Raw genomic sequence first — 20,083 nt, forward strand, 5'->3', positions numbered from 1 at the left:
TATTTTAAAAAAAAAAAAACCCCCCCCCCCCCCCCCCCCGCTTCTACAGTCCGTTTAACGTTTAAATCCACTGTCGGGCCGGCTGCACAGATCTACCAGCCAGTCGACAAACACCCGCACCCGCGGTGACAGTTGTCGATGCGGCGGATACAACGCCGTCAATGCCAGACGCGGCGGCAAGCAATCACTTAGTACCTCTTGCAAGCGCCCCTCGCGCACCTGCTGCGCCACGTGATAACGCGGCGTTTGCACCAATCCATAACCGGCCACGCACGCAGCCAGGTAGCCCTCGGCACTGTTGACCGACACCTGTTTGGGCAGGTTGATCAACCGTATGCCATCGCCAAGCTGAAACTCCAAGCCATAGCGCTTGCCCGAGGCGCTGGAAAAATACTCAATCATGCGATGACCGTTCAAGTCGTCCAGCGATTGCGGGACGCCATGGGCACGCAAATAATCCGGGCTGGCGCAGGTCATCTGCTCCATCTGCACCAACGGTCGCGCCACCAGCGAATCATCCAGCGTCAGGCCGCCACGAATCACGCAATCGATGCCCTCGCGAATCAAATCCACGGGGCGATCATTGAGACCGATTTCCAACTCAATCTGCGGATAACGGTCGGTAAACTCCGGCAAAGCCGGAAACACCACCAAACGGCCGACCGCAGCCGGCATTTCGATCCTCAACGTGCCCTTGGGCTGACTCCCCCGGAACAATCCCTCCGACTCTTCAAGGTCTGCCAGCAACCTGACACAGCGCTGGTAGTACGCAGCGCCATCCAGCGTAGGGCTTACCTGGCGTGTGGTGCGATGCAGCAACTGCACACCCAAATGCGATTCCAGTTGTTTGATCAGAACCGTTACCGATGCCCGGGGCATTTGCAGGCTGTCAGCGGCCTTGGCAAAACCACCCAGTTCGACGATACGGGTGAAAACCAGCATCGCGTTAAATCGGTCCATGCCTTACCCCTAATTATTTAGATAATCCGAACAGTGATAGTGGTTCTACCCGGTTTATCCCCCGCGTGTCGAGGTAAAGAATAGTGTCACCCCCACACAGGAGCACCTCATATGTACACTCGCCAACTTGGCACTAATGGCCCGCACGTCAGCGCTATCGGCCTGGGCTGCATGGGCATGACCGATTTTTACACCACCGGCAGCGATACCCGCGAAGCCGTGGCTACCCTGCACCGCGCCCTGGAATTGGGCATCAACCTGCTCGACACCGCCGATATGTACGGCCCTCACACCAACGAAACACTGATCGGCCAGGCCATTCGCGGCAAACGCGACCAGGTTTTTCTGGCGAGCAAATTCGGCATCGTTCGAGACCCGGCCAACCCCGCGGCCCGCGGCATCAGCGGGCGTCCCGAATACATCCGCGAATCGATCGAAGGCAGCTTGAAACGCCTTGGGGTCGACACCCTTGACCTGTATTACCAACACCGCATGGACCCGAACGTACCGATTGAAGAAACCGTCGGCGCCATGGCCGAATTGGTCAAGGCGGGCAAGGTGCGTTATCTGGGTCTGAGCGAAGCCTCGGCAGCAACGCTTGAACGCGCGCACAAGGTGCATCCGATCAGCGCGCTGCAAAGTGAATACTCTCTGTGGAGCCGTGACCCGGAAGAAAACGGCTGCCTGGCCGCTTGCGAGCGCCTGGGTATTGCCTTCGTGCCCTACAGCCCGCTGGGCCGAGGCTTTTTGACCGGCGCGCTGAAAAGCCCGGAGGACTTTGCCGAAGACGACTTCCGGCGCACCAACCCGCGTTTTCAAGGTGAGAACTTTGCCAAGAACCTGCGGCTGGTCGAGCAAATCAAAGCCCTGGCAGCCGAAAAAGGCGTGACCGCCGGGCAATTGGCATTAGCCTGGGTATTGGCTCAGGGCGACTATCTAATCCCGATTCCGGGCACCAAACAACGCAAATACCTGGAAGAGAACGTTGCAGCGTTGGACATCAAACTCAGCGCCAGCGAGTGGGCAGCTTTGGCAGCGATCTTCCCGGCCGGCGCCGTGTCTGGTTTACGTTACACAGAGGAGTCGATGAAGCATCTGAATCGCTGAGTGATGTGACCGACTTTTTGTAGGAACTGCCCCGCCTTAGACGCCACGCTGTCGCGCTGCAAACAGGCCAGCGATAATCGACAGCCCCCCTAACCGGCACCCTCTCCTTTGGGAGAGGGCTAGCCGAGCGCAGCCAGCGGCTGCTCCTACAGAAGATCGGGTTTAAGGTGCTCTAGAAATCCCGTTTATAGAAAACGTCCAGCGAACTCGCCAGGCCGCTGGCCACTTCCACATACACCCGCTTGCTCAGCTTGTAACGCAAAGCAATGGTGCTGGCCGGTTCAAACACCCCATAGCCGTAACGCACACTCAGACGTTCGTTGATCTTGCCACTGGCCACCAGGGCGGTGTTATCGCCACTGCCCTCGGTGTCGAGTTCAAAATCCTTGAGCCCAAGGTGGTTGGCCAAGCTGGTCGTCACGCCCGAACTGCCCATTAACCCCAAGCCCAGCGCGGCCTGCGCCAACATGTTGTCATCTTCCCCCGTGCCCGTCAGTGGACGCCCCAGAATCAGATAAGACAACGCCTGCTCCTGGCTCATGGCCGGCTCGGAGAAAATTTGCGTGGTCGGCTGCTCGGCACTGCCTGTGAGGCGAATCCCGGCGATCACATCGTCGGTTTGGCGAACGGCTTCGATATCCAGGTAAGGCTGGTCAATCGGCCCGGCAAACAACAGGCGGGCCCGGCGAATGGTCAGTTTCTGCCCGTAGGCCCGGTAGCGACCATTGTTCAGACGCAGTTCGCCACGGGTGTCCATGTTGTTGCCGATATGAAACTGGCCCGCCAGATCGGCGTTCAGGCCAAACCCGGAAAAGGTCAGCAACTCCTGCCCCACCACGACGTTGATGTCCATATCGACCACCATCGGCGGCGCTGCGGCTTCATCGCCCGTGTCTTGCCCGACGATCACGGTGTCATCCGACACCTTCACCGTTGAAGGTGGCAACTCGCGCACGGTGATCTCGCCTTTGGGAATGTTTACTGTGCCCGCGATCATCAGGGTGTTATCAGGCTTGAGGGAGATTTTCAGGTCAGGAGCCACATCCAGTTTGGCGTAGGGTTCCACTGTCACCGGCAAGTGATTGCCCTTGAGCAAGACATTCACCGCCGTTGCCTGCCCCCAGGCGACATTACCGGTAATCGTGCCCTGCCCTTGCTTGCCACTGGTCCAGCCACCGTCAAGCTGCATGGCCTCCCCCATGATCTGGGCCTTGAGTTGAAGGTTTTCGAAGCTGGTAGGCAGTTCAGGACCGGAAATTTCGCCACCTGTGAGCGACACATTGCCAGTGATGTATGGCGCGACCAAGGCGCCGGAGATCGACCCCGAGCCGTTCAATTGACCCGTGAGTTTTTCCACCATGGGGGCGAAAGGCCTAACCACTGATATATCCAGGCCAGTCAACCGAAAATCACCGGTAATGGGTTTGTTTTTAGGCAGCGGGTTAATCCGCGCAGACATCATCACCTGGCCCAGCTTTCCACCATCGAAGTCAAACTGCGCATCGACACGACTTGGGGTGAGATTGCTGGTCAACTTGAACGCCTGGTAGGGAAAGTCCACCCATTGGCCCTTGTCCTTGATGCGCAAAGTGCCACCACTGGCGTCCACCACCACTTGGCCTTTAGGCCCGCTGGCGGGCAGGTCGAGTACCAGGTCGGCATTGAGTTGGCCTTGCCACTGGAAGTCCTTGGGGAACCATTCAGCGAGACTGTCGAGCGGGAATTGCTTGAGGTGCAAGCGAAGCTTGGGATCGGGCATCAAGCGCTGTTCTTCACCGCACAAACTGGCCGGCCCAGAGGTCAGGCACAACGCACCGAGATTGATCCGGCCATCAGCCAGGCGTTCAAGCCGCGCCGGGTTTTGCAGTGTCCACTCTTGCGGGCCGTACTTGATGTCGCCACTGAGCAGGCGCCCACGCCAGTTGTCTTTATCGAGGCCGCCGTCCAGTGCCAGAGCAAGCTGCAACATCGGCCCTTGCAGGGCCAATTGAAGTTGCTGGCGCTTGATGTCACCGCTACCGGTGGCCGTCAGCACGCCGAACTGAGTATCACCCGCTTGAATCCCGCTACCCTTGAGATCGAAACGGCCTCGCTGGGCCTTGTCCAGATTCGCCTCCAGGGTGAGGGCTTGCAGGTGATTATCACCAAAAGCCAACTGCTGACCTTGCAACGCAACTTTGCCTTGCGGAGCCTGCAGTGTGCCCGCCACGTCGACGCGCCCTTTGAGCTGGCCACGCAGCTCTGGCCACAGTTGGGCCAAACGCGGCATGTTCAGGTCAAGTTGCGCCTTGATTTGCTGCTGCAGGCTGGCGGTACCGTTTATGCGGTTGTCGCCCAGGCGAATGTCCAGGGCACTGACCGTCCAGGCATCACCATCACCTGTGGCCTTGGCCTGGAGCAAGGCCGGCTGACCCCGCAAGCGTCCTTTAAGGTCGAGGTTGGCGTCCAGTTTAAGGTGTTCGTTCTTGAACTCGCCGGTGCTGCGTAGCGGCCCCGCCAGGGTGCCCGGCAACTCGGCCACCCAGTACGCGGGGTTGATCGCGCTCAAGTCCAGCGCAGTGTCCCATGCCACACCATCGGCAAACTGCACATTGACGTGGCCGCGGGCCTTGCCCTGGCCCGCCACCAGTTCGAGTTGTGGCATGAAGATTTTTTCGAGGTCGCCACTGAACGGGCTGTTGACGCTAAAAGCACCTGCCGGGCCGGAAAGGTCCGCCTTGACGTTGCCCAGGTACTTGCCATCCGTGTACGAAACATCGCCATTGAGCTTGTGCAAGTCCACGTCTGGCTTGGCAATGACCGGGTAGAGATCATGCCAAGGGAACTCCAGCCAGTCGATCTTGGCCTCGGCACTCAAGCCTGAATGCCAATCCACCTGGCCCGACAGTTTCAAATGCTGTTGATCCTTGGCGGTCAGGTCGAGCGTGTTGATCTGCGCGCCTTTGGCGTCAACCCGCCCCTTGAGCATGAGGCTCACCGGGGTGTGTTCGGCAGGCAAACTGGCGCTGCCATTGAGTGCATAACCGCCGGTGAGATCACCTTTGGCCGACAACACCAACTGATTGAGTTGCAAGGTATCCGGCAACTCGCTGCTGGGTTTGAAGTTGGCCGAAGTGATAGTCACCTGCGCCGGCAGGTTTTCGGCCAATGGCTCCAGAGCGCCACTCAGGTGGGCGTTCAGATACCCCGTGCTGTCTGCCGTCAGGTTGAGCGAAGTCCGCGCATGGCCATCGACCTTGAGTGCCAGCGCCCAGGGCTGGTTGTCCTGCTCCGGCAGCTTGACCGTGCCTTGCAAAGTCAGTGGCCAGTCGCCATCGGGTTGCAACAGGCCCGAGAGCTCGACATGCAGGTCTTCACGCTCGATTTGCGCCGAGTCGATCTGCAGTCCCTCGGCCGTCCACTTGGCAGCGACCTCTACGCCTTTGAGTTGCTCGACACCGTCAAACACGATGTTGCCGACTTTAATCACGCCGACTTCAATCGCCAGGGGCAATTTGAGTTCAGGCAGTTCGATCGGACCACTGCTGCTGGCCGCTTCACTCGGCGCAAACTGCAGATCAACTTTGTCTGCCTGCAGTTGGTCGATGCACAGGGTCATACGCGTCAGGCACGCTGGCGACCAGGCGAAAATTGGCTGGTTGACCACAACACGGTCAGCGCCGTTATGCCACACCAGTTGATCGGCACTCCATTGCGCGCCCAGGCGCCCGGCGAAGTTGTCCACCTGCAGGCCCGGCACTTGGGCCAACACCCAGCGACTGCCGGCTTGCGTGCCCAAAATGGCACCCAAGCCAAGGATGACCAGCAACACCAACGCCAACAGCACCAGGCCTAGTATTTTCAAACCACGAATCACAGTTCTGGCCCCATCGCGAAGTGCAAACGAACGCCGCCATCGTCATCCAGCGCATGGGCCAGGTCGAGACGGATGGGGCCGACCGGGGAGATCCAGCGGATCCCCACCCCGACCCCGGTTTTCAGGCTTGGAAAATCGAGAGTCTTGAACGCGTTGCCTTTGTCGACAAAGGCCGCCCAACGCCACTTCTCGGCAAATTGGTACTGGTACTCGACACTGCCGGCCAGCAAGTAGCGCCCACCGATACGGTCACCGTCCGAGTTCCTGGGTGACAGGCTCTGGTAGTCATAACCGCGCACGCTCTGGTCGCCACCGGCGAAGAAGCGCAACGACGGCGGGATGGATTTGTAGCCGTTGGTGGCACTGCCGCCAAACTCGATACGGCCCAGAAAACGGTGTTTGTCCCACAGTGTTTTCAATGCCTTGAACTGCACATCGCCGTGCAGCAGGTTGGTGTCGGACATCAAGCCTTGCTTGGCCACTTGGGTACTGAGGTTCACGCTGTAGCCATGGCTGGGGTCGATCCGGTTATCGCTGCGCAAAACCGTGTAGGCCAGGCCTGGCATCAACAAGGTACTCAAGCCTGAGTCATCACCCAGTCGATATTCCTCGTGCTGCCATCTGAGCGAGACAATCCGCGTCCAGCCGTTATCCAGCTTGCTGTGCCACTCCGGGCCGACCGTGAGCAATTTACTCAAGGTGTCGGTGTTGGCGATTTCTTCATATTGATAGCCCGCGGCAAAACGCAGTTTGTCCGTCAGCGGCGGATCGAGCGGGATGTCGTACCAGGCCCCGATATTTTGCTTGGGCTGGGAAATTTCCGATTCAAAGCCGTAGCTGTCCCCTCGCGCATTGTCCCAATGACGGGTCCAACTGGCTTTGCCGCGCGGGCCGGTATCGGTGGAATAGCCCAGACCCAATGTCATGGTGCGCGGTTTGCGGGTTTCTAGGTCAACGTCTACCGGGATCAACTGCCCCACGGCCGTACTGGGCGCCGCATCCACGCGCACGGTTTCAAAATAACCGCTGGACTGCAGGTTCTGGTTGAGTTCAGCAACCAGTTCAGAGTCGTAAGGGGTGCCGGGCTTGAAGGGCACCAGACGGTCCAGCAGGGTTTGGTCAAAGGGTGCATTGCCGGCAAAGCTGACCTTGCCAAGTGAGTAGCGCGGGCCGCTCTCGTACACCAGGTTTATATCGGCATAGCCGCCTTTGGGGTCGACCAGCAGTTCATGTTTGAGAAACTTGCCGTTGAAAAAGCCATAACGCAGGGCGCGGTTTTGAATCATGCGCTTGGCGTCTTCGTAATTGCCCTGATTGAGCACGACGCCAGGCTTGAGGTCGTCATTGACCGGGATCTGAAAGGCTTTGAGCGAGGCCGCCGGACCTTCTACACGTACGGTCACATTGCGCAGATGCACGGGCTCGCCGGGATCGATGTCCAGCACCAAGCGCGGCGGGTCGCCACCTGTTACATCTGCCTCGATCCTGGGCTGGTAATACCCCAAGGCCTGCAACGCTTTGAGGGCCTGGTCTTCAGCGCCACGCTTGAAGCGCAACAAGGCGGCCTCGTCGCGATCACCGAGGCTGCCTATATAACCTTCCACGTTGGCCTTGAGGGCGTCGTTTGCCGGCTTGACCTTCACTACCAGCTCGCTTTGGGCAAAGGCCGCAAAACTGCTGATCAGCAGGACAACACCACTGGTAAATCTTCCTGGAAACTTCATAGGAGCGGATGCTATCACGGGCTGAGGTGGTCATAGAGCGCGCCAATAGGCAAAAAGTTGCCCATCAAGTCGTTGCTGCTTGTAACACCTGAGGATTGGCGTGGAAGTAAACATGCTCAACGACCGGTCCCAACGGCACATCGCCAATCTCTACATAGCCATGACGCTTGTAAAAATCCTGGTAGCGCGGGTTGCTGCTGTCGAGCACGACACCTTCTGAATGTTCATCCACCGCGCACCAGTTGTGAACCGCCTCCAGCAATTGCTCACCGTAGGACGCTTCTTGATAATCGGGATGAATGGCCAACAGCGGCAACATATGCACCGCATCGCCAGGGACGCAGGCCAAAATGGCTTGATGGTATGCCAGATAACGTTGGGTGCCCCGCAAGCCAGCGGTTAGCACCATACGCAGTTGCCACGCCCAACTTTCAGTAATGCCCAGGCGCCGTTGTGGCGGGGCAATCAGGGCCGCACCGATCAAGCGGTCATCGACCAACAGCCCCAATGCAGGCAACTGCTGAAAAAAATGCTGTTTGACCAACGCCCGTACCGTGGCACGAACCCGTTGTGCGTAACCTTTGCGGTGCGCTTCGAACACATAGCGGAACGTCGGGTCATGCAGGTAGGCCTGATACAGCAAGGCACGGGTTTCTTTGGAGTAGCCACTGTCGAGCATGCGGATCTGGCAGTTGGCATTCGAGGTTTGCGTCATGACGGTCAATCTCCCTGGCGTCGCTTGGGTTGCGGCACTTCTCGTGAGTACGAGCCCGCAAGGGTCGCAACAGTTCCATCTGGCTGAATGCTTCCTACGTTAGCAGTCCATTTGCCCCACTGCACGCTGGCCGCTAACATCGCAGTTTTCCTCAGGACTGCCCGCCCATGAAAATCGTTTCTTTCAACATCAATGGCCTGCGCGCTCGGCCGCATCAGCTGGCAGCGCTGATCGAAAAACACCAGCCGGACGTGATTGGTCTGCAGGAAACCAAGGTCAGCGACGAGCAGTTCCCCTTTGCCGAAATCGAGGCACTGGGCTACCACGTGCATTTCCATGGGCAAAAAGGCCATTACGGTGTTGCCCTGATGTCTCGCCAACCCGCGCTGGAGTTGCACAAAGGTTTTGCCAGCGACGAGGAAGATGCCCAGCGACGCTTCATCTGGGGCACCTACGCTGACCAGAATGGCCAGCCGGTGACCATCATGAACGGTTATTTCCCACAGGGTGAAAACCGTGACCATCCGACAAAATTCCCGGCCAAGCAACGCTTCTACAGCGACCTGCAACAGTTGCTGGAAGGTCAGTTCAGCAACGAAAAGCCGCTGGTGGTGATGGGTGACGTGAATATCTCCCCACAGGATTGCGACATCGGCATTGGTGCGGACAACGCCAAGCGCTGGCTGAAAACCGGCAAATGCAGCTTTCTGCCGGAAGAACGCGAGTGGTTTGAACGCCTCAAGAACTGGGGGCTGGTGGACAGCTTCCGTTACCTGCACCCTGAGGTGGCGGATCGCTTCAGCTGGTTCGACTACCGCAGCCGCGGCTTTGAAGACGAACCTAAACGCGGCCTGCGCATTGACGTGATCCTCGCTTCCCAGGCACTGGTGCCACGCCTCAAGGCTGCCGGGGTGGATTACGACTTGCGTGCCATGGAAAAACCCTCGGACCACGCCCCCATCTGGCTGGAATTGAGCTGATCAAATTGCAGGAGCGAGCTTGCTTCTACAGAGCGTGCGTCATGGTATTGAAACGTTTCTGACTTAAATTGCTGGCAATTCTATGGCTCCAGGAAGGTGCCCGCTGATGCTGCGTTTCAAGTCTTTGATTCTATTGTGTGCTATCACGCAACTGGCCTTGGCCCAGCCGGTTGCTGATTTACACATTCAGGGTTCCAACACCATCGGCGCCAATCTAGGTCCCGCACTGGTGACAGCCATGCTGATTGAGCAAGGCTTTCACGATGTTCACAGCATCCCGGTGACGCCCGCAAATGAATACAGCATCGTTGCCACCAAAACCCTTGGCCAGCAGATTCGCGTTGATGTTTCTGCTCACGGCTCGGGCACCGGCTTTACCAGCCTGAAGGCTGGACAAGCGGATCTGGTGGCCTCCTCACGGCCGATCAAAGACGCTGAACTGGTCGACCTGGAAGCCCTAGGCGATTTAAAAAGCCCTGCTGCCGAACAAGTCATCGCCATCGACGGGCTGGCGATTATCGTGCACCCGGACAACCCGCTCAATCAACTCAACACGGAACAACTGGCCAAGGTATTCAACGGTGAAATCACGACCTGGGAAGCCTTGGGCGGCGTTGGCGGGCCGATTAACTTGTACGCCCGTGATGATCAGTCCGGCACCTGGGACACCTTTGAAGAGTTGGTGTTGAGCCGTGCCCATCATCCGCTGAGCAGCCGGGCACACCGTTTCGAGTCCAGCGAAAAGTTGTCCGATGCTGTCAGTAAAGACCCGCACGCAATTGGCTTTATCGGTCTGCCCTACATCCTCGCCGCCAAACCTCTGGCCATTGTGGATGGCGCGTCGCAACCCATGCTGCCTCTCAATAGCCTGATAGCCAGCGAAGATTACCCACTGTCACGACGTCTGTTTTTTTACCTGCCGCCCACCAGCCAAAACCCATTGGCCAAGGCGCTGGTGACCTTTACTCAAAGCGCCGAAGGCCAGGCCATCGTGGCACAAAACGGCTTTATCGCGCAGACCGTGCAGGCCAGCCGCGTGGAGCCGGGCGCGCACATGCCGGCGGACTATCAAGCCTTGACTCAACAGGCCCAACGATTATCGGTCAATTTTCGCTTTGAAGAAGGCAGCGCGACCCTCGACAACAAGGCCCGCCAGGATCTGCTACGCGTGATCAACTATCTGAAGATTCACGACAAACTCAACAAGCACGTCACGTTGGTAGGCTTTGGTGATGTGAAGGACGATCCAGAGCGCGCCCAGTTGTTGTCAAAACTCAGGGCCATGACCGTGCGCCGCGAACTGGAGAAGTCAGGGGTGGTGCTGCGCGAGATTCGTGCCTATGGCGCACAAATGCCGGTGGCGGCCAACACTGAAGATGAAGGCCGCCTGAAAAACCGCCGGGTGGAAGTATGGGTGGATTAAGACGCTGACTTGGCGTACTTGTCCAACTCAAACTTGCCGACCGCCGCACGGTGTACCTCGTCCGGACCATCCGCCAGGCGCAGGGTGCGCTGCATAGCGTACATGTAGGCCAGCGGGAAATCCTGCGACACCCCTGCCCCGCCGTGAATCTGAATCGCCCGGTCAATCACCTTCAACGCGACGTTGGGGGCGATCACCTTGATTTGCGCAATCTCGCTTTTCGCCACCTTGTTACCCACCGTGTCCATCATGTACGCCGCTTTCAAGGTGAGCAGGCGTGCCATGTCGATCTCCATTCGCGAGTCGGCAATTTTGTCGATATTGCCACCCAGGCGCGCCAGGGGTTTACCAAACGCGGTGCGTTGCAGTGAGCGTTGGCACATCAATTCCAGGGCGCGTTCAGCCATGCCGATGGAGCGCATGCAGTGGTGAATACGCCCCGGTCCAAGGCGGCCCTGGGCAATTTCGAAACCCCGGCCCTCGCCCAGCAGGACGTTTTCGTAGGGCACGCGCACATTGTCGAACAGGACTTCGGCATGCCCGTGCGGCGCATCGTCGTAACCAAACACCGGCAGCGGGCGAACAATCTTCACGCCGGGTGTATCGACCGGCACCAGAATCATCGAGTGCTGTTGATGGCGCGGATTTTCGGGGTTGCTCAAGCCCATAAAGATCATGATTTTGCAGCGCGGATCGCACGCCCCGGAGGTCCACCACTTACGCCCGTTGATCACCCATTCGTCACCGTCACGCACGGCGCGGGCATCCATGTTGGTGGCATCGGACGAGGCCACATCTGGTTCGGTCATGGCGAATGCCGAGCGGATCTCGCCGCGCAATAATGGCTCAAGCCATTGCTGTTTTTGCTGGGCATTGGCATAGCGCACCAGCACTTCCATGTTGCCGGTGTCCGGTGCAGAACAGTTGAACGGTTCAGAACCGAGCATCGAACGGCCCATGATTTCGGCCAAGGGCGCGTACTCAAGATTGCTCAGCCCGGCGCCCAGTTCAGACTCCGGCAAGAACAGGTTCCACAACCCTTCTGCCTGAGCCTTGCGTTTGAGTTCCTCCATGATTGCCGTTGGCTGCCAGCGATCCCCTACTGCCACCTGCTGATCGAAAATCGCCTCGGCCGGATAGACATAAGCTTCCATAAACGCAGTGACGCGTTCGCGCAGCGCCTGTACTTTCGGTGAGTATGCGAAATCCATGGGTGGCTACCTTTTACCGTGAATGTGAGTAGGAGTTGCCGTGATGCTAGTTCAGCCTCCTTTCATTTGCGCCGTCTATTTACGACGTGTATTACCATTCATAAGCAATATATGATTCTGCCATTCGCCTTATCACCCATAACAAGAGCCCAGCGCCATGAACCTGAGCAAAGTCGACCTCAATCTGTTTATCGTCTTTGACGCTATCTACACCGAAGCCAACCTGACTCGCGCCGGGCAAATCATCGGCATTACACAGCCCGCGGTGTCTAACGCGCTGGCCCGCTTGCGGGAAACCTTCAACGACCCGCTGTTCGTGCGTACCGCCCAAGGCATGGTCCCCACCCCCATGGCGCAGAACATCATCAGCCCGGTGCGCAGCGCCCTGGCCCTACTGCGAGTGTCGGTGCAGGAAAGCCGCACCTTCAATCCGCTACAGGCGAGCAAGACGTTTCGGATCAGCATGACCGACCTCACCGAAGCGGTGATTTTGCCGCCGTTGTTTCAGCGCTTGCGCCGTCAGGCTCCGGCAGTGGTGATTGAAAGCTTTTTAGCCCATCGGCGTGAGACCACCAGCGACCTGGCCGCAGGACGCCTGGACTTTGCTGTCGATGCGCCCCTCAATACGGATGCCCAGGTGCGCCATATCAAATTGATGGAAGACCGCTACGTGTGCGCCATGCGCCAGGGCCACCCTTTGGCAGGCAAAGCCAGTATCAGCCTCGATGAATACCTGGCGCTGACCCATATCCATATCTCGACACGCCGCAACGGCCTCGGCCAGGTGGATCTGGCGCTGGGTAAAATCGGCCAGCAACGCAAAATCACGTTGCGCTCACAGCACTACCTGATGGCCTCGAATGTGTTGCAGCAAACAGACATGGTCATGACCGTGCCAGAGCGGTTTGCCCGTCGCCATGGCTTGCATTTTGTCGCACTGCCCATCAGCGAATTGCCCAGCGTGGAAACCCATTTGTACTGGCACGAAAGCACCGAGCAAGATCCGGCCAACCGCTGGATGCGCGAGCAGTTGATCGAGGTGTGCCAGCAGCAACTGGCTCTGGAAAAGAAAGCGGAGGCGCAGCGCTTGCTTGACGTAAACGTCAACCAGCCTTTAGCTTAACGCCATGATCCTTTCCGAGCCCGCCCATGAGCAGCCAGACGTACAGCATTTCCGACCTAGCCCGCGAACTTGATATCACCACCCGTGCCATTCGTTTTTATGAAGAACAGGGCATGCTCGCCCCCGGACGCCGGGGCCAGGAGCGCGTGTATTCGGCGCGAGACAAAGTCAGCCTGAAGCTGATTCTGCGTGGCAAACGCATTGGTTTTTCACTGGCCGAATGCCGTGAGCTGATTGAGTTGTACGACCCAAGTAGCGGCAATCAGAAACAGTTGAACAGCATGCTGGCCAAAATTGCCGAGCGCCGTGAGCAACTCGAGCAACAGTTGCTGGATATCCAGCAGATGCAACTTGAACTGGATACCGCCGAAGAGCGCTGCATTCAAGCACTTGAACACACCATAAAAAGCCAGACGGCCTCCTAAACAAAATAACCCTGGTGAACCCCCCATGACATTTCCCACCCATGTACGGCTGATTGAAGTCGGCCCGCGCGACGGTCTGCAAAATGAAGCCCAACCCATCAGCGTGGCCGACAAGGTGCAGTTGGTTAACGCCCTGACTGACGCCGGGCTGGGCTATATAGAAGTCGGCAGTTTCGTGTCGCCTAAATGGGTGCCGCAAATGGCCGGCTCGGCCGAGGTCTTCGCGCAGATCCGGCAAAAACCAGGCGTGGTCTATGGGGCGCTGGCGCCGAACATGCGCGGTTTTGAAGACGCTGTCGCCGCCGGAGTCAAAGAAGTGGCGGTATTTGCGGCGGCGTCCGAAGCCTTTTCGCAGCGCAATATCAACTGCTCGATCAGTGAAAGCCTGGAGCGTTTCACACCCATCATGGAGGCCGCCCGGCAGCACGGCATCAGCGTGCGGGGTTACGTGTCTTGCGTGCTGGGTTGCCCCTATGAGGGCGAGGTCTCGGCACTGCAAGTCGCCTGCGTGGCCAAAGAACTGTATGCCATGGGCTGTTACGAAGTGTCACTGGGCGACACCATTGGGACCGGCACCCCGAGCGCGACCCGCACCCTGTTCGAAGCCGTCGGCGCTGTGGTCCCGCGCGAAAAACTTGCCGGGCATTTCCATGACACCTATGGCCAGGCCCTGGTCAACATCTACGCCAGCTTGCTGGAAGGCATCAGCGTGTTCGACAGTTCGATAGCAGGCTTGGGTGGCTGCCCATATGCCAAGGGCGCCAGCGGTAACGTGGCCACCGAAGACGTGCTGTACATGCTCAACGGCATGGGGATAGAGACCGGCATCGACATGGACAAGCTGTTACTGGCAGGTCAGCACATCTGCGCTGTACTGGGACGTGTTACCGGGTCACGGGTTGCAAAGGCGCGACAGTGCTAAAAGTGTGGCTGAGTGTTACCTCACCTCAGCCAAACGAGTAACACGGAAACAAACCGGCCCTGCTCCAGGCCGGTTTTTTATTAGCTTATTTTTTAAATCATTGATTTATAAGGTTTTTTAAAAGTTGGCACGGCTCCTGCTATCTCTATGGCATAACAAGAATAAAAATCGCAGCAACATAATAAAAACAATACGAAACGACTCTGACATAACAAAAACAACACGGCAGAGACGCAGCTAACAGATTTTTTTGGAGAAGGTTTACTTTTCCGGGGAGCTAAAGAGCCACCTCGCAACCGGACAGAGAACAATAAAACTACCTTCAGGTAGCACCCGTTCAGGTTGGATCACCGGTTTGATAGCCAGTGATAAAAGTGGATCAGCGCTCAAAAAAATACGTTTGCTCTTGATCCCGGATGGGGATCGCCAAAAACGCAGCAGAGGGTGAGTTCCAAAAACAACAATAGACCACCCTTCAATAATAAGAAAAGAGCACGCAACGACACGTTAAAGGGGAGCCTCGGCTCCCCTTTTTGCTTTCCGGGGGTTGGTAGACCACGCTGGCCGAACGCAGGTTATGTGCATGCAAAGGGTGGCCCGGCAGGACGCCGGGTTAGCCACTTTGCGCTTTTCAAAGTGGCACGCCGTAAGGACAGAACCCTAAGTGGCCGTTGCCGCAGCAATGGATATGTACATAAAAGCCAAAGCCCCCTAGCCCTCTCCCGAAGGAGAGGGAACCGATTGGGGGATGCTGAAGATACTCGGTGGCCTATTGGCTGCGCGACAGCGCGGCGTCGGAGACCGGGCGGTGCCCTACAAGCCCTACACCTCCCTGATCTCCAGAATGCTGATTTCGCGCATTTTGAATTTCTGGATCTTGCCGGTCACGGTCATCGGGAAGGCATCCACAAACTTGAAGTGACGCGGCGTCTTGAAATGAGCGATGCGTGACTTGCACCAGGTTTGCATCTCAAGTTCGTTGGCAGTATGCCCCGGATGGAATTTGATCCAGGCCACAATCTCTTCGCCGTACTTCTCATCGGGTATACCGATGACCTGCACATCCGCCACTGCTGGATGTGTGAAAAAGAACTCCTCCAGCTCTCGTGGGTAAATATTCTCACCGCCGCGAATGATCATGTCCTTGTTACGCCCAACAATGCGCACATAACCCTGTTCATTCATCTCGGCCAAATCGCCGGTGTGCATCCAGCCCTCATTGTCGATGGCTTCAAGGGTCGCCTGCGGGTTGTCCCAGTAACCCAGCATCACGCTGTAGCCGCGGGTACACAGCTCACCCACTTCTCCACGGGCAACGATATTGCCTTGCGCGTCGATCAGCTTGTTCTCCAGATGTGGTTGCGTGCGCCCTACCGTCGTCACGCGCAGTTCCAGTTCATCATCAGGACCGGTCTGCATGGACACCGGGCTGGTTTCTGTCATGCCGTAAGCGATCTGTACCTCGCCCATATGCATTTCGCTGATCACGCGGCGCATCACTTCGATCGGGCACGTCGCTCCGGCCATGATCCCTGTGCGCAAGCTCGACAAATCAAACCCGGCCCGTTGCGGATGGTCGAGCATGGCAATAAACATGGTCGGCACCCCGTAGAGCGCCGTCGCACGCTCTTCGGCAATGGCTTGCAGGGTCAGCGTCGGGTCAAAAGCGTCACCCGGATAAATCATGGTGGTGCCGTGGGTCACACACCCCAGGTTGCCCATCACCATGCCAAAGCAGTGGTACAGCGGCACCGGAATCACCAGCCGGTCTGCGTGCGTCAGCCCCAGGCTTTCGCCGACCATGTAACCGTTATTGAGAATGTTGCGGTGGCTGAGGGTCGCCCCCTTGGGGAAACCGGTGGTTCCGGAGGTGTACTGAATGTTCACCGGCTGGTCAGCGTTAAGGCTGGCCTGACGCTCGTAGAGATCTTGAAGCTCAACGCCATACCCCAAGGTCGCCAGTTGTGGCCAGGGCAAGAAACCTGCAGGCGGCTGCGCGGCGAGGCTGATCACCCCGCGCAGATGCTCGAAACGCGCACTGTTGAGTTGCCCGACTGCCTGCTCACCCAGCTCTGGAAGCAACTCCTGGAGCATGGCGTGATAGTTCGAGGTTTTGAAGGTACTCGCACTGACCAGCCATTGGCAGGCCGATTGTTTCAGCACGTACTCCAGCTCTGACAAGCGATAGGCCGGGTTGATATTGACCAGGACTACGCCAATTTTCGCGCTGGCAAATTGGCAGATAAACCACTCAACACAATTGGGCGACCACACGCCCAGGCGATCCCCCGTCTGCATGCCCAGCGCCAGCATCGCCCTGGCATGCAACTCAACCGCCTGAGCCAATTGCGCCCAGTTGTAACGCTGTTGTTGATGACGGACTACCAACGCCTCGCCTTCAGGATAACGACCAGCGGTTTGATCGAATGCCTGACCGATGGTCATCGCCAGCAACGGCATGTCCAGCGCGCCCTGGCTGTAACTGGGGACGGATTGCGGCTTCATGACAACTCCTCTTGTGATTGTTTTGGGAGCGGGAGTAATGCGCACACCCACGCACACTCACTTTGCAGAATAGCAATTACTCTGAACCAAGTTGACGTTAACGTAAAGGTCATTGACAGCTTTCATTGCCAAGTTTACGTTAACGTAAAGCTTACCCATGGCGATGCAGTTAACCCCTCATAGCCTCCTATAAGAACAACGATCAAGGTGCCCCCATGAGCTACCCGACTTTGAACTTCGCCCTGGGCGAAACCATCGACATGCTGCGCGACCAGGTGCAGTCCTTTGTAGCCCACGAACTGACACCACGCGCGGCGCAAATCGACAAAGACAACCTGTTCCCGGCTGACATGTGGCGCAAATTCGGTGACATGGGCCTGCTTGGGATCACCGTGCCGGAAGAGTACGGCGGTGCCGGCCTGAGCTATCTGGCCCACGTGGTCGCCATGGAAGAAATCAGCCGTGGCTCGGCCTCGGTCGCCCTTTCGTACGGTGCGCATTCCAACCTGTGCGTCAACCAAATCAACCGCAATGGCAATCACGCGCAAAAACTCAAATACCTGCCCAAGCTGATCAGCGGCGAACATATTGGCGCGCTGGCCATGAGCGAGCCGAATGCCGGTTCGGACGTGGTCTCGATGAAGTTGCGCGCCGACAAGCGCGGCGATCATTTTGTCCTCAACGGCAGCAAAACCTGGATCACCAACGGCCCGGACGCCAACACGTATGTGATCTACGCCAAGACCGATGTGGAAAAAGGCCCACACGGCATCAGCGCCTTTATTGTCGAGCGCGACTGGAAAGGCTTCAGCCGCAGCACCCATTTCGACAAGCTCGGTATGCGCGGCTCGAATACCTGCGAACTGTTTTTCGACGACGTTGAAGTCCCGGAAGAGAACCTGCTGGGCACCCTCAACGCGGGCGTAAAAGTCCTGATGAGCGGCCTCGATTACGAGCGCGTCGTGCTGTCGGGCGGCCCGACAGGGATCATGCAGGCATGCATGGACCTGGTAGTGCCTTACATCCATGACCGCAAACAGTTTGGCCAGAGCATCGGTGAGTTCCAACTGATCCAGGGCAAAGTGGCGGACATGTACACCCAGCTCAACGCCAGCAGGGCTTACCTGTACGCGGTCGCTGCCGCCTGCGAGCGCGGCGAAACCACGCGCAAGGACGCCGCCGGGGTCATTCTGTACAGCGCTGAACGCGCCACACAAATGGCCCTCGACGCGATCCAGATTCTAGGGGGCAATGGCTACATCAATGAGTTCCCCGCGGGACGCCTGCTACGTGACGCCAAGCTGTATGAAATCGGTGCGGGCACCAGCGAAATCCGCCGCATGTTGATTGGTCGCGAACTGTTTAACGAAACGAAATGAATTTCGTCAGCGGTCAGCAGCAAGCTGCTAGCTGTCAGTAAGAGCAAGAGCTAGCTGCTCGTTGTTCTCCACTCGCTGCTTGCATCTTGCGGCTTGCCGCTCGTCAACCAAACTTTTCGGAGCAGCTCATGATTTTGAAGACGACCCTCAACCCACGCTCTGCGGAATTCGCGATCAACCGCGAGGCCATGCTCAAACAGGTCGACGCCTTGCACGCTCTGCTTGAGCAGGTGCAGCAAGGTGGCGGCGCCAAGGCACAAGAACGCCACACCTCACGCGGCAAGTTGCTGCCTCGCGAGCGGATTGACCGCTTGTTGGACACCGGCTCGGCCTTCCTGGAGCTCAGTCAGTTGGCGGCCTATGGCGTGTATGGCGAAGACGTTCCTGCAGCAGGAATCATTGCCGGTATCGGTCGGGTCGAGGGGGTTGAATGCATGATTGTGGCGAACGATGCCACGGTCAAAGGCGGCTCTTACTACCCACTGACGGTAAAGAAACACCTGCGCGCGCAAACGATTGCCGAACAAAACCGTTTGCCGTGTATTTATCTGGTGGATTCAGGCGGCGCCAATCTGCCACGTCAGGATGAAGTGTTCCCGGATCGCGAGCACTTTGGCCGGATCTTCTTCAATCAGGCCAATATGAGCGCTGCAGGCATTCCGCAAATTGCCGTGGTCATGGGCTCGTGCACCGCGGGCGGCGCGTATGTGCCAGCCATGGCTGATGAAGCGATTATGGTCCGCCAGCAAGCGACGATTTTCCTCGCCGGGCCGCCCCTGGTAAAAGCGGCCACCGGCGAAGTGGTCAGCGCAGAAGATCTGGGCGGTGCCGATGTGCACTGCAAAGTGTCTGGTGTTGCCGACCATTACGCCGACAGTGACGAGCATGCCCTGGCGCTGGCCCGCCGCAGTGTCGCCAACCTCAACTGGCGCAAGCTGGGCCAATTGCAACAGCGCAGCCCTTTGGCGCCGCTGTATCCCGAGGACGAGCTGTACGGCATCGTCCCGGCCGATGCCAAACAGCCTTTTGATGTGCGCGAAGTCATCGCCCGGCTGGTGGACGGTTCGGTGTTCGATGAGTTCAAAGCCCTGTTCGGCACCACGCTGGTGTGTGGTTTTGCGCACCTTCACGGGCACCCCGTGGCGGTCCTGGCCAACAACGGGATTCTGTTTGCCGAGGCTGCACAAAAAGGCGCGCACTTTATCGAGCTGGCTTGCCAACGTGGCATCCCACTGGTGTTTTTGCAAAACATCACTGGCTTCATGGTCGGGCAAAAGTACGAAGCGGGCGGGATCGCCAAGCACGGCGCCAAACTGGTCACGGCAGTGGCGTGCGCCAAGGTGCCGAAATTCACGGTGATCATCGGCGGCAGCTTTGGCGCTGGCAACTACGGCATGTGCGGGCGCGCCTACGATCCGCGTTTCCTGTGGATGTGGCCCAACGCCCGAATCGGCGTGATGGGTGCCGAACAGGCGGCCGGGGTACTGGTGCAGGTCAAGCGCGAGCAGGCCGAACGCAACGGGCTGGTGTTCAGCCTTGAGGAAGAAGCCGAGATCAAGCAGCCGATCCTCGATCAGTACGAACACCAGGGCCATCCCTACTACTCCAGCGCCCGATTGTGGGATGACGGCGTGATTGATCCTGCGCAAACCCGTGAGGTGTTGGCGCTGGGCTTGTCAGCCGCGTTGAACGCACCCATCGAAGCCACGCGCTTCGGCGTGTTCCGCATGTAACGCGACTAAAGGACTGACGT

The 20,083-nt window shown here is 58.0% G+C and carries 14 protein-coding genes; 8 read left to right on the top strand and 6 right to left on the bottom strand.

Translation table 11 applies throughout. The features are described 5' to 3' along the window. Positions 1-54: 54 nt before the first annotated feature. Positions 55-960, bottom strand: coding sequence for a LysR family transcriptional regulator (locus NTD86_RS16020; RefSeq protein WP_262203625.1), 906 nt, complete (start codon positions 958-960; stop codon positions 55-57). Between the two features lie 111 nt (positions 961-1,071). Here NTD86_RS16020 and NTD86_RS16025 point away from each other — a divergent pair, with 111 nt between their 5' ends. Next, entirely contained in the window at positions 1,072-2,067 is a 996-nt protein-coding gene (locus NTD86_RS16025; protein WP_262203626.1) for an aldo/keto reductase, read from the top strand. Positions 2,068-2,239: 172 nt separating this feature from the next. Here the strand turns inward: NTD86_RS16025 and NTD86_RS16030 are convergent, their stop codons facing one another. From NTD86_RS16030 to NTD86_RS16040, 3 genes are all read right to left on the bottom strand, one after another. Further along, positions 2,240-5,923, bottom strand: a complete 3,684-nt coding sequence (locus tag NTD86_RS16030; protein WP_262203628.1) for a translocation/assembly module TamB domain-containing protein — start codon at positions 5,921-5,923, stop codon at positions 2,240-2,242. Next, on the bottom strand, positions 5,920-7,647 hold the full coding sequence (locus tag NTD86_RS16035) for an autotransporter assembly complex protein TamA (RefSeq protein ID WP_262203630.1): 1,728 nt from the start codon (positions 7,645-7,647) through the stop codon (positions 5,920-5,922). Before NTD86_RS16035 ends, NTD86_RS16030 begins: the two co-directional genes overlap by 4 nt. A 64-nt stretch (positions 7,648-7,711) precedes the next feature. Next, the gene (locus tag NTD86_RS16040; protein WP_262203631.1) at positions 7,712-8,362 is read right to left on the bottom strand and encodes a GNAT family N-acetyltransferase; all 651 of its coding nucleotides are present in this window, start codon (positions 8,360-8,362) and stop codon (positions 7,712-7,714) included. 167 nt (positions 8,363-8,529) lie between these two features. Between NTD86_RS16040 and xthA the strand changes: the two genes are divergently transcribed. Then, positions 8,530-9,342, top strand: a complete 813-nt coding sequence (xthA, locus tag NTD86_RS16045; protein WP_262203633.1) for an exodeoxyribonuclease III — start codon at positions 8,530-8,532, stop codon at positions 9,340-9,342. A gap of 106 nt (positions 9,343-9,448) precedes the next feature. Beyond that, positions 9,449-10,765 carry a phosphate ABC transporter substrate-binding/OmpA family protein gene (locus tag NTD86_RS16050; protein ID WP_262203634.1) on the top strand — a complete coding sequence of 439 codons (1,317 nt, stop codon included), beginning with the start codon at positions 9,449-9,451 and terminating at the stop codon, positions 10,763-10,765. Here NTD86_RS16050 and NTD86_RS16055 read toward each other — a convergent pair. After that, a complete protein-coding gene (locus NTD86_RS16055) occupies positions 10,762-11,976 on the bottom strand; it encodes an acyl-CoA dehydrogenase (RefSeq protein WP_262203635.1) in 1,215 nt (404 codons plus the stop codon). The two genes, NTD86_RS16050 and NTD86_RS16055, sit on opposite strands and share 4 nt — an antisense overlap. A gap of 157 nt (positions 11,977-12,133) precedes the next feature. Between NTD86_RS16055 and NTD86_RS16060 the strand changes: the two genes are divergently transcribed. Genes NTD86_RS16060 through NTD86_RS16070 form a run of 3 tightly spaced genes read left to right on the top strand, consistent with a single transcriptional unit; the run spans position 12,134 to position 14,446 of the window. Further along, entirely contained in the window at positions 12,134-13,099 is a 966-nt protein-coding gene (locus NTD86_RS16060) for a LysR family transcriptional regulator (protein WP_262203637.1), read from the top strand. A gap of 26 nt (positions 13,100-13,125) precedes the next feature. After that, on the top strand, positions 13,126-13,524 hold the full coding sequence (locus tag NTD86_RS16065) for a MerR family transcriptional regulator (RefSeq protein WP_262203639.1): 399 nt from the start codon (positions 13,126-13,128) through the stop codon (positions 13,522-13,524). Between the two features lie 25 nt (positions 13,525-13,549). Then, on the top strand, positions 13,550-14,446 hold the full coding sequence (locus tag NTD86_RS16070; protein ID WP_262203640.1) for a hydroxymethylglutaryl-CoA lyase: 897 nt from the start codon (positions 13,550-13,552) through the stop codon (positions 14,444-14,446). Between the two features lie 822 nt (positions 14,447-15,268). Here NTD86_RS16070 and NTD86_RS16075 read toward each other — a convergent pair. Continuing rightward, the gene (locus tag NTD86_RS16075; RefSeq protein ID WP_262203641.1) at positions 15,269-16,951 is read right to left on the bottom strand and encodes an AMP-binding protein; all 1,683 of its coding nucleotides are present in this window, start codon (positions 16,949-16,951) and stop codon (positions 15,269-15,271) included. 215 nt (positions 16,952-17,166) lie between these two features. On the opposite strand from NTD86_RS16075, the gene NTD86_RS16080 reads away from it, so the two are divergent. Then, positions 17,167-18,330, top strand: a complete 1,164-nt coding sequence (locus tag NTD86_RS16080; RefSeq protein WP_262203643.1) for an isovaleryl-CoA dehydrogenase — start codon at positions 17,167-17,169, stop codon at positions 18,328-18,330. A gap of 128 nt (positions 18,331-18,458) precedes the next feature. Next, positions 18,459-20,063 (top strand): carboxyl transferase domain-containing protein, encoded by a 1,605-nt coding sequence (locus tag NTD86_RS16085; protein WP_262203644.1) that lies wholly within the window; start codon positions 18,459-18,461, stop codon positions 20,061-20,063. Positions 20,064-20,083 lie beyond the last annotated feature (20 nt).

Origin of the sequence: Pseudomonas sp. 7P_10.2_Bac1 (assembly GCF_025465935.1) — a bacterium.
In the GTDB taxonomy this organism is placed as follows: Bacteria; Pseudomonadota; Gammaproteobacteria; order Pseudomonadales; family Pseudomonadaceae; genus Aquipseudomonas.

What these genes read in the sequence shown, in the direction of transcription:
- NTD86_RS16020 (WP_262203625.1), bottom strand. Translation starts at nt 960, where the DNA reads ATGGACCGATTTAACGCGATGCTGGTTTTCACCCGTATCGTCGAACTG.
- NTD86_RS16055 (WP_262203635.1), bottom strand. Translation starts at nt 11,976, where the DNA reads ATGGATTTCGCATACTCACCGAAAGTACAGGCGCTGCGCGAACGCGTC.
- NTD86_RS16025 (WP_262203626.1), top strand. Translation starts at nt 1,072, where the DNA reads ATGTACACTCGCCAACTTGGCACTAATGGCCCGCACGTCAGCGCTATC.
- NTD86_RS16060 (WP_262203637.1), top strand. Translation starts at nt 12,134, where the DNA reads ATGAACCTGAGCAAAGTCGACCTCAATCTGTTTATCGTCTTTGACGCT.
- NTD86_RS16065 (WP_262203639.1), top strand. Translation starts at nt 13,126, where the DNA reads ATGAGCAGCCAGACGTACAGCATTTCCGACCTAGCCCGCGAACTTGAT.
- NTD86_RS16075 (WP_262203641.1), bottom strand. Translation starts at nt 16,951, where the DNA reads ATGAAGCCGCAATCCGTCCCCAGTTACAGCCAGGGCGCGCTGGACATG.
- NTD86_RS16080 (WP_262203643.1), top strand. Translation starts at nt 17,167, where the DNA reads ATGAGCTACCCGACTTTGAACTTCGCCCTGGGCGAAACCATCGACATG.
- NTD86_RS16035 (WP_262203630.1), bottom strand. Translation starts at nt 7,647, where the DNA reads ATGAAGTTTCCAGGAAGATTTACCAGTGGTGTTGTCCTGCTGATCAGC.
- NTD86_RS16040 (WP_262203631.1), bottom strand. Translation starts at nt 8,362, where the DNA reads ATGACGCAAACCTCGAATGCCAACTGCCAGATCCGCATGCTCGACAGT.
- xthA (WP_262203633.1), top strand. Translation starts at nt 8,530, where the DNA reads ATGAAAATCGTTTCTTTCAACATCAATGGCCTGCGCGCTCGGCCGCAT.
- NTD86_RS16070 (WP_262203640.1), top strand. Translation starts at nt 13,550, where the DNA reads ATGACATTTCCCACCCATGTACGGCTGATTGAAGTCGGCCCGCGCGAC.
- NTD86_RS16085 (WP_262203644.1), top strand. Translation starts at nt 18,459, where the DNA reads ATGATTTTGAAGACGACCCTCAACCCACGCTCTGCGGAATTCGCGATC.
- NTD86_RS16050 (WP_262203634.1), top strand. Translation starts at nt 9,449, where the DNA reads ATGCTGCGTTTCAAGTCTTTGATTCTATTGTGTGCTATCACGCAACTG.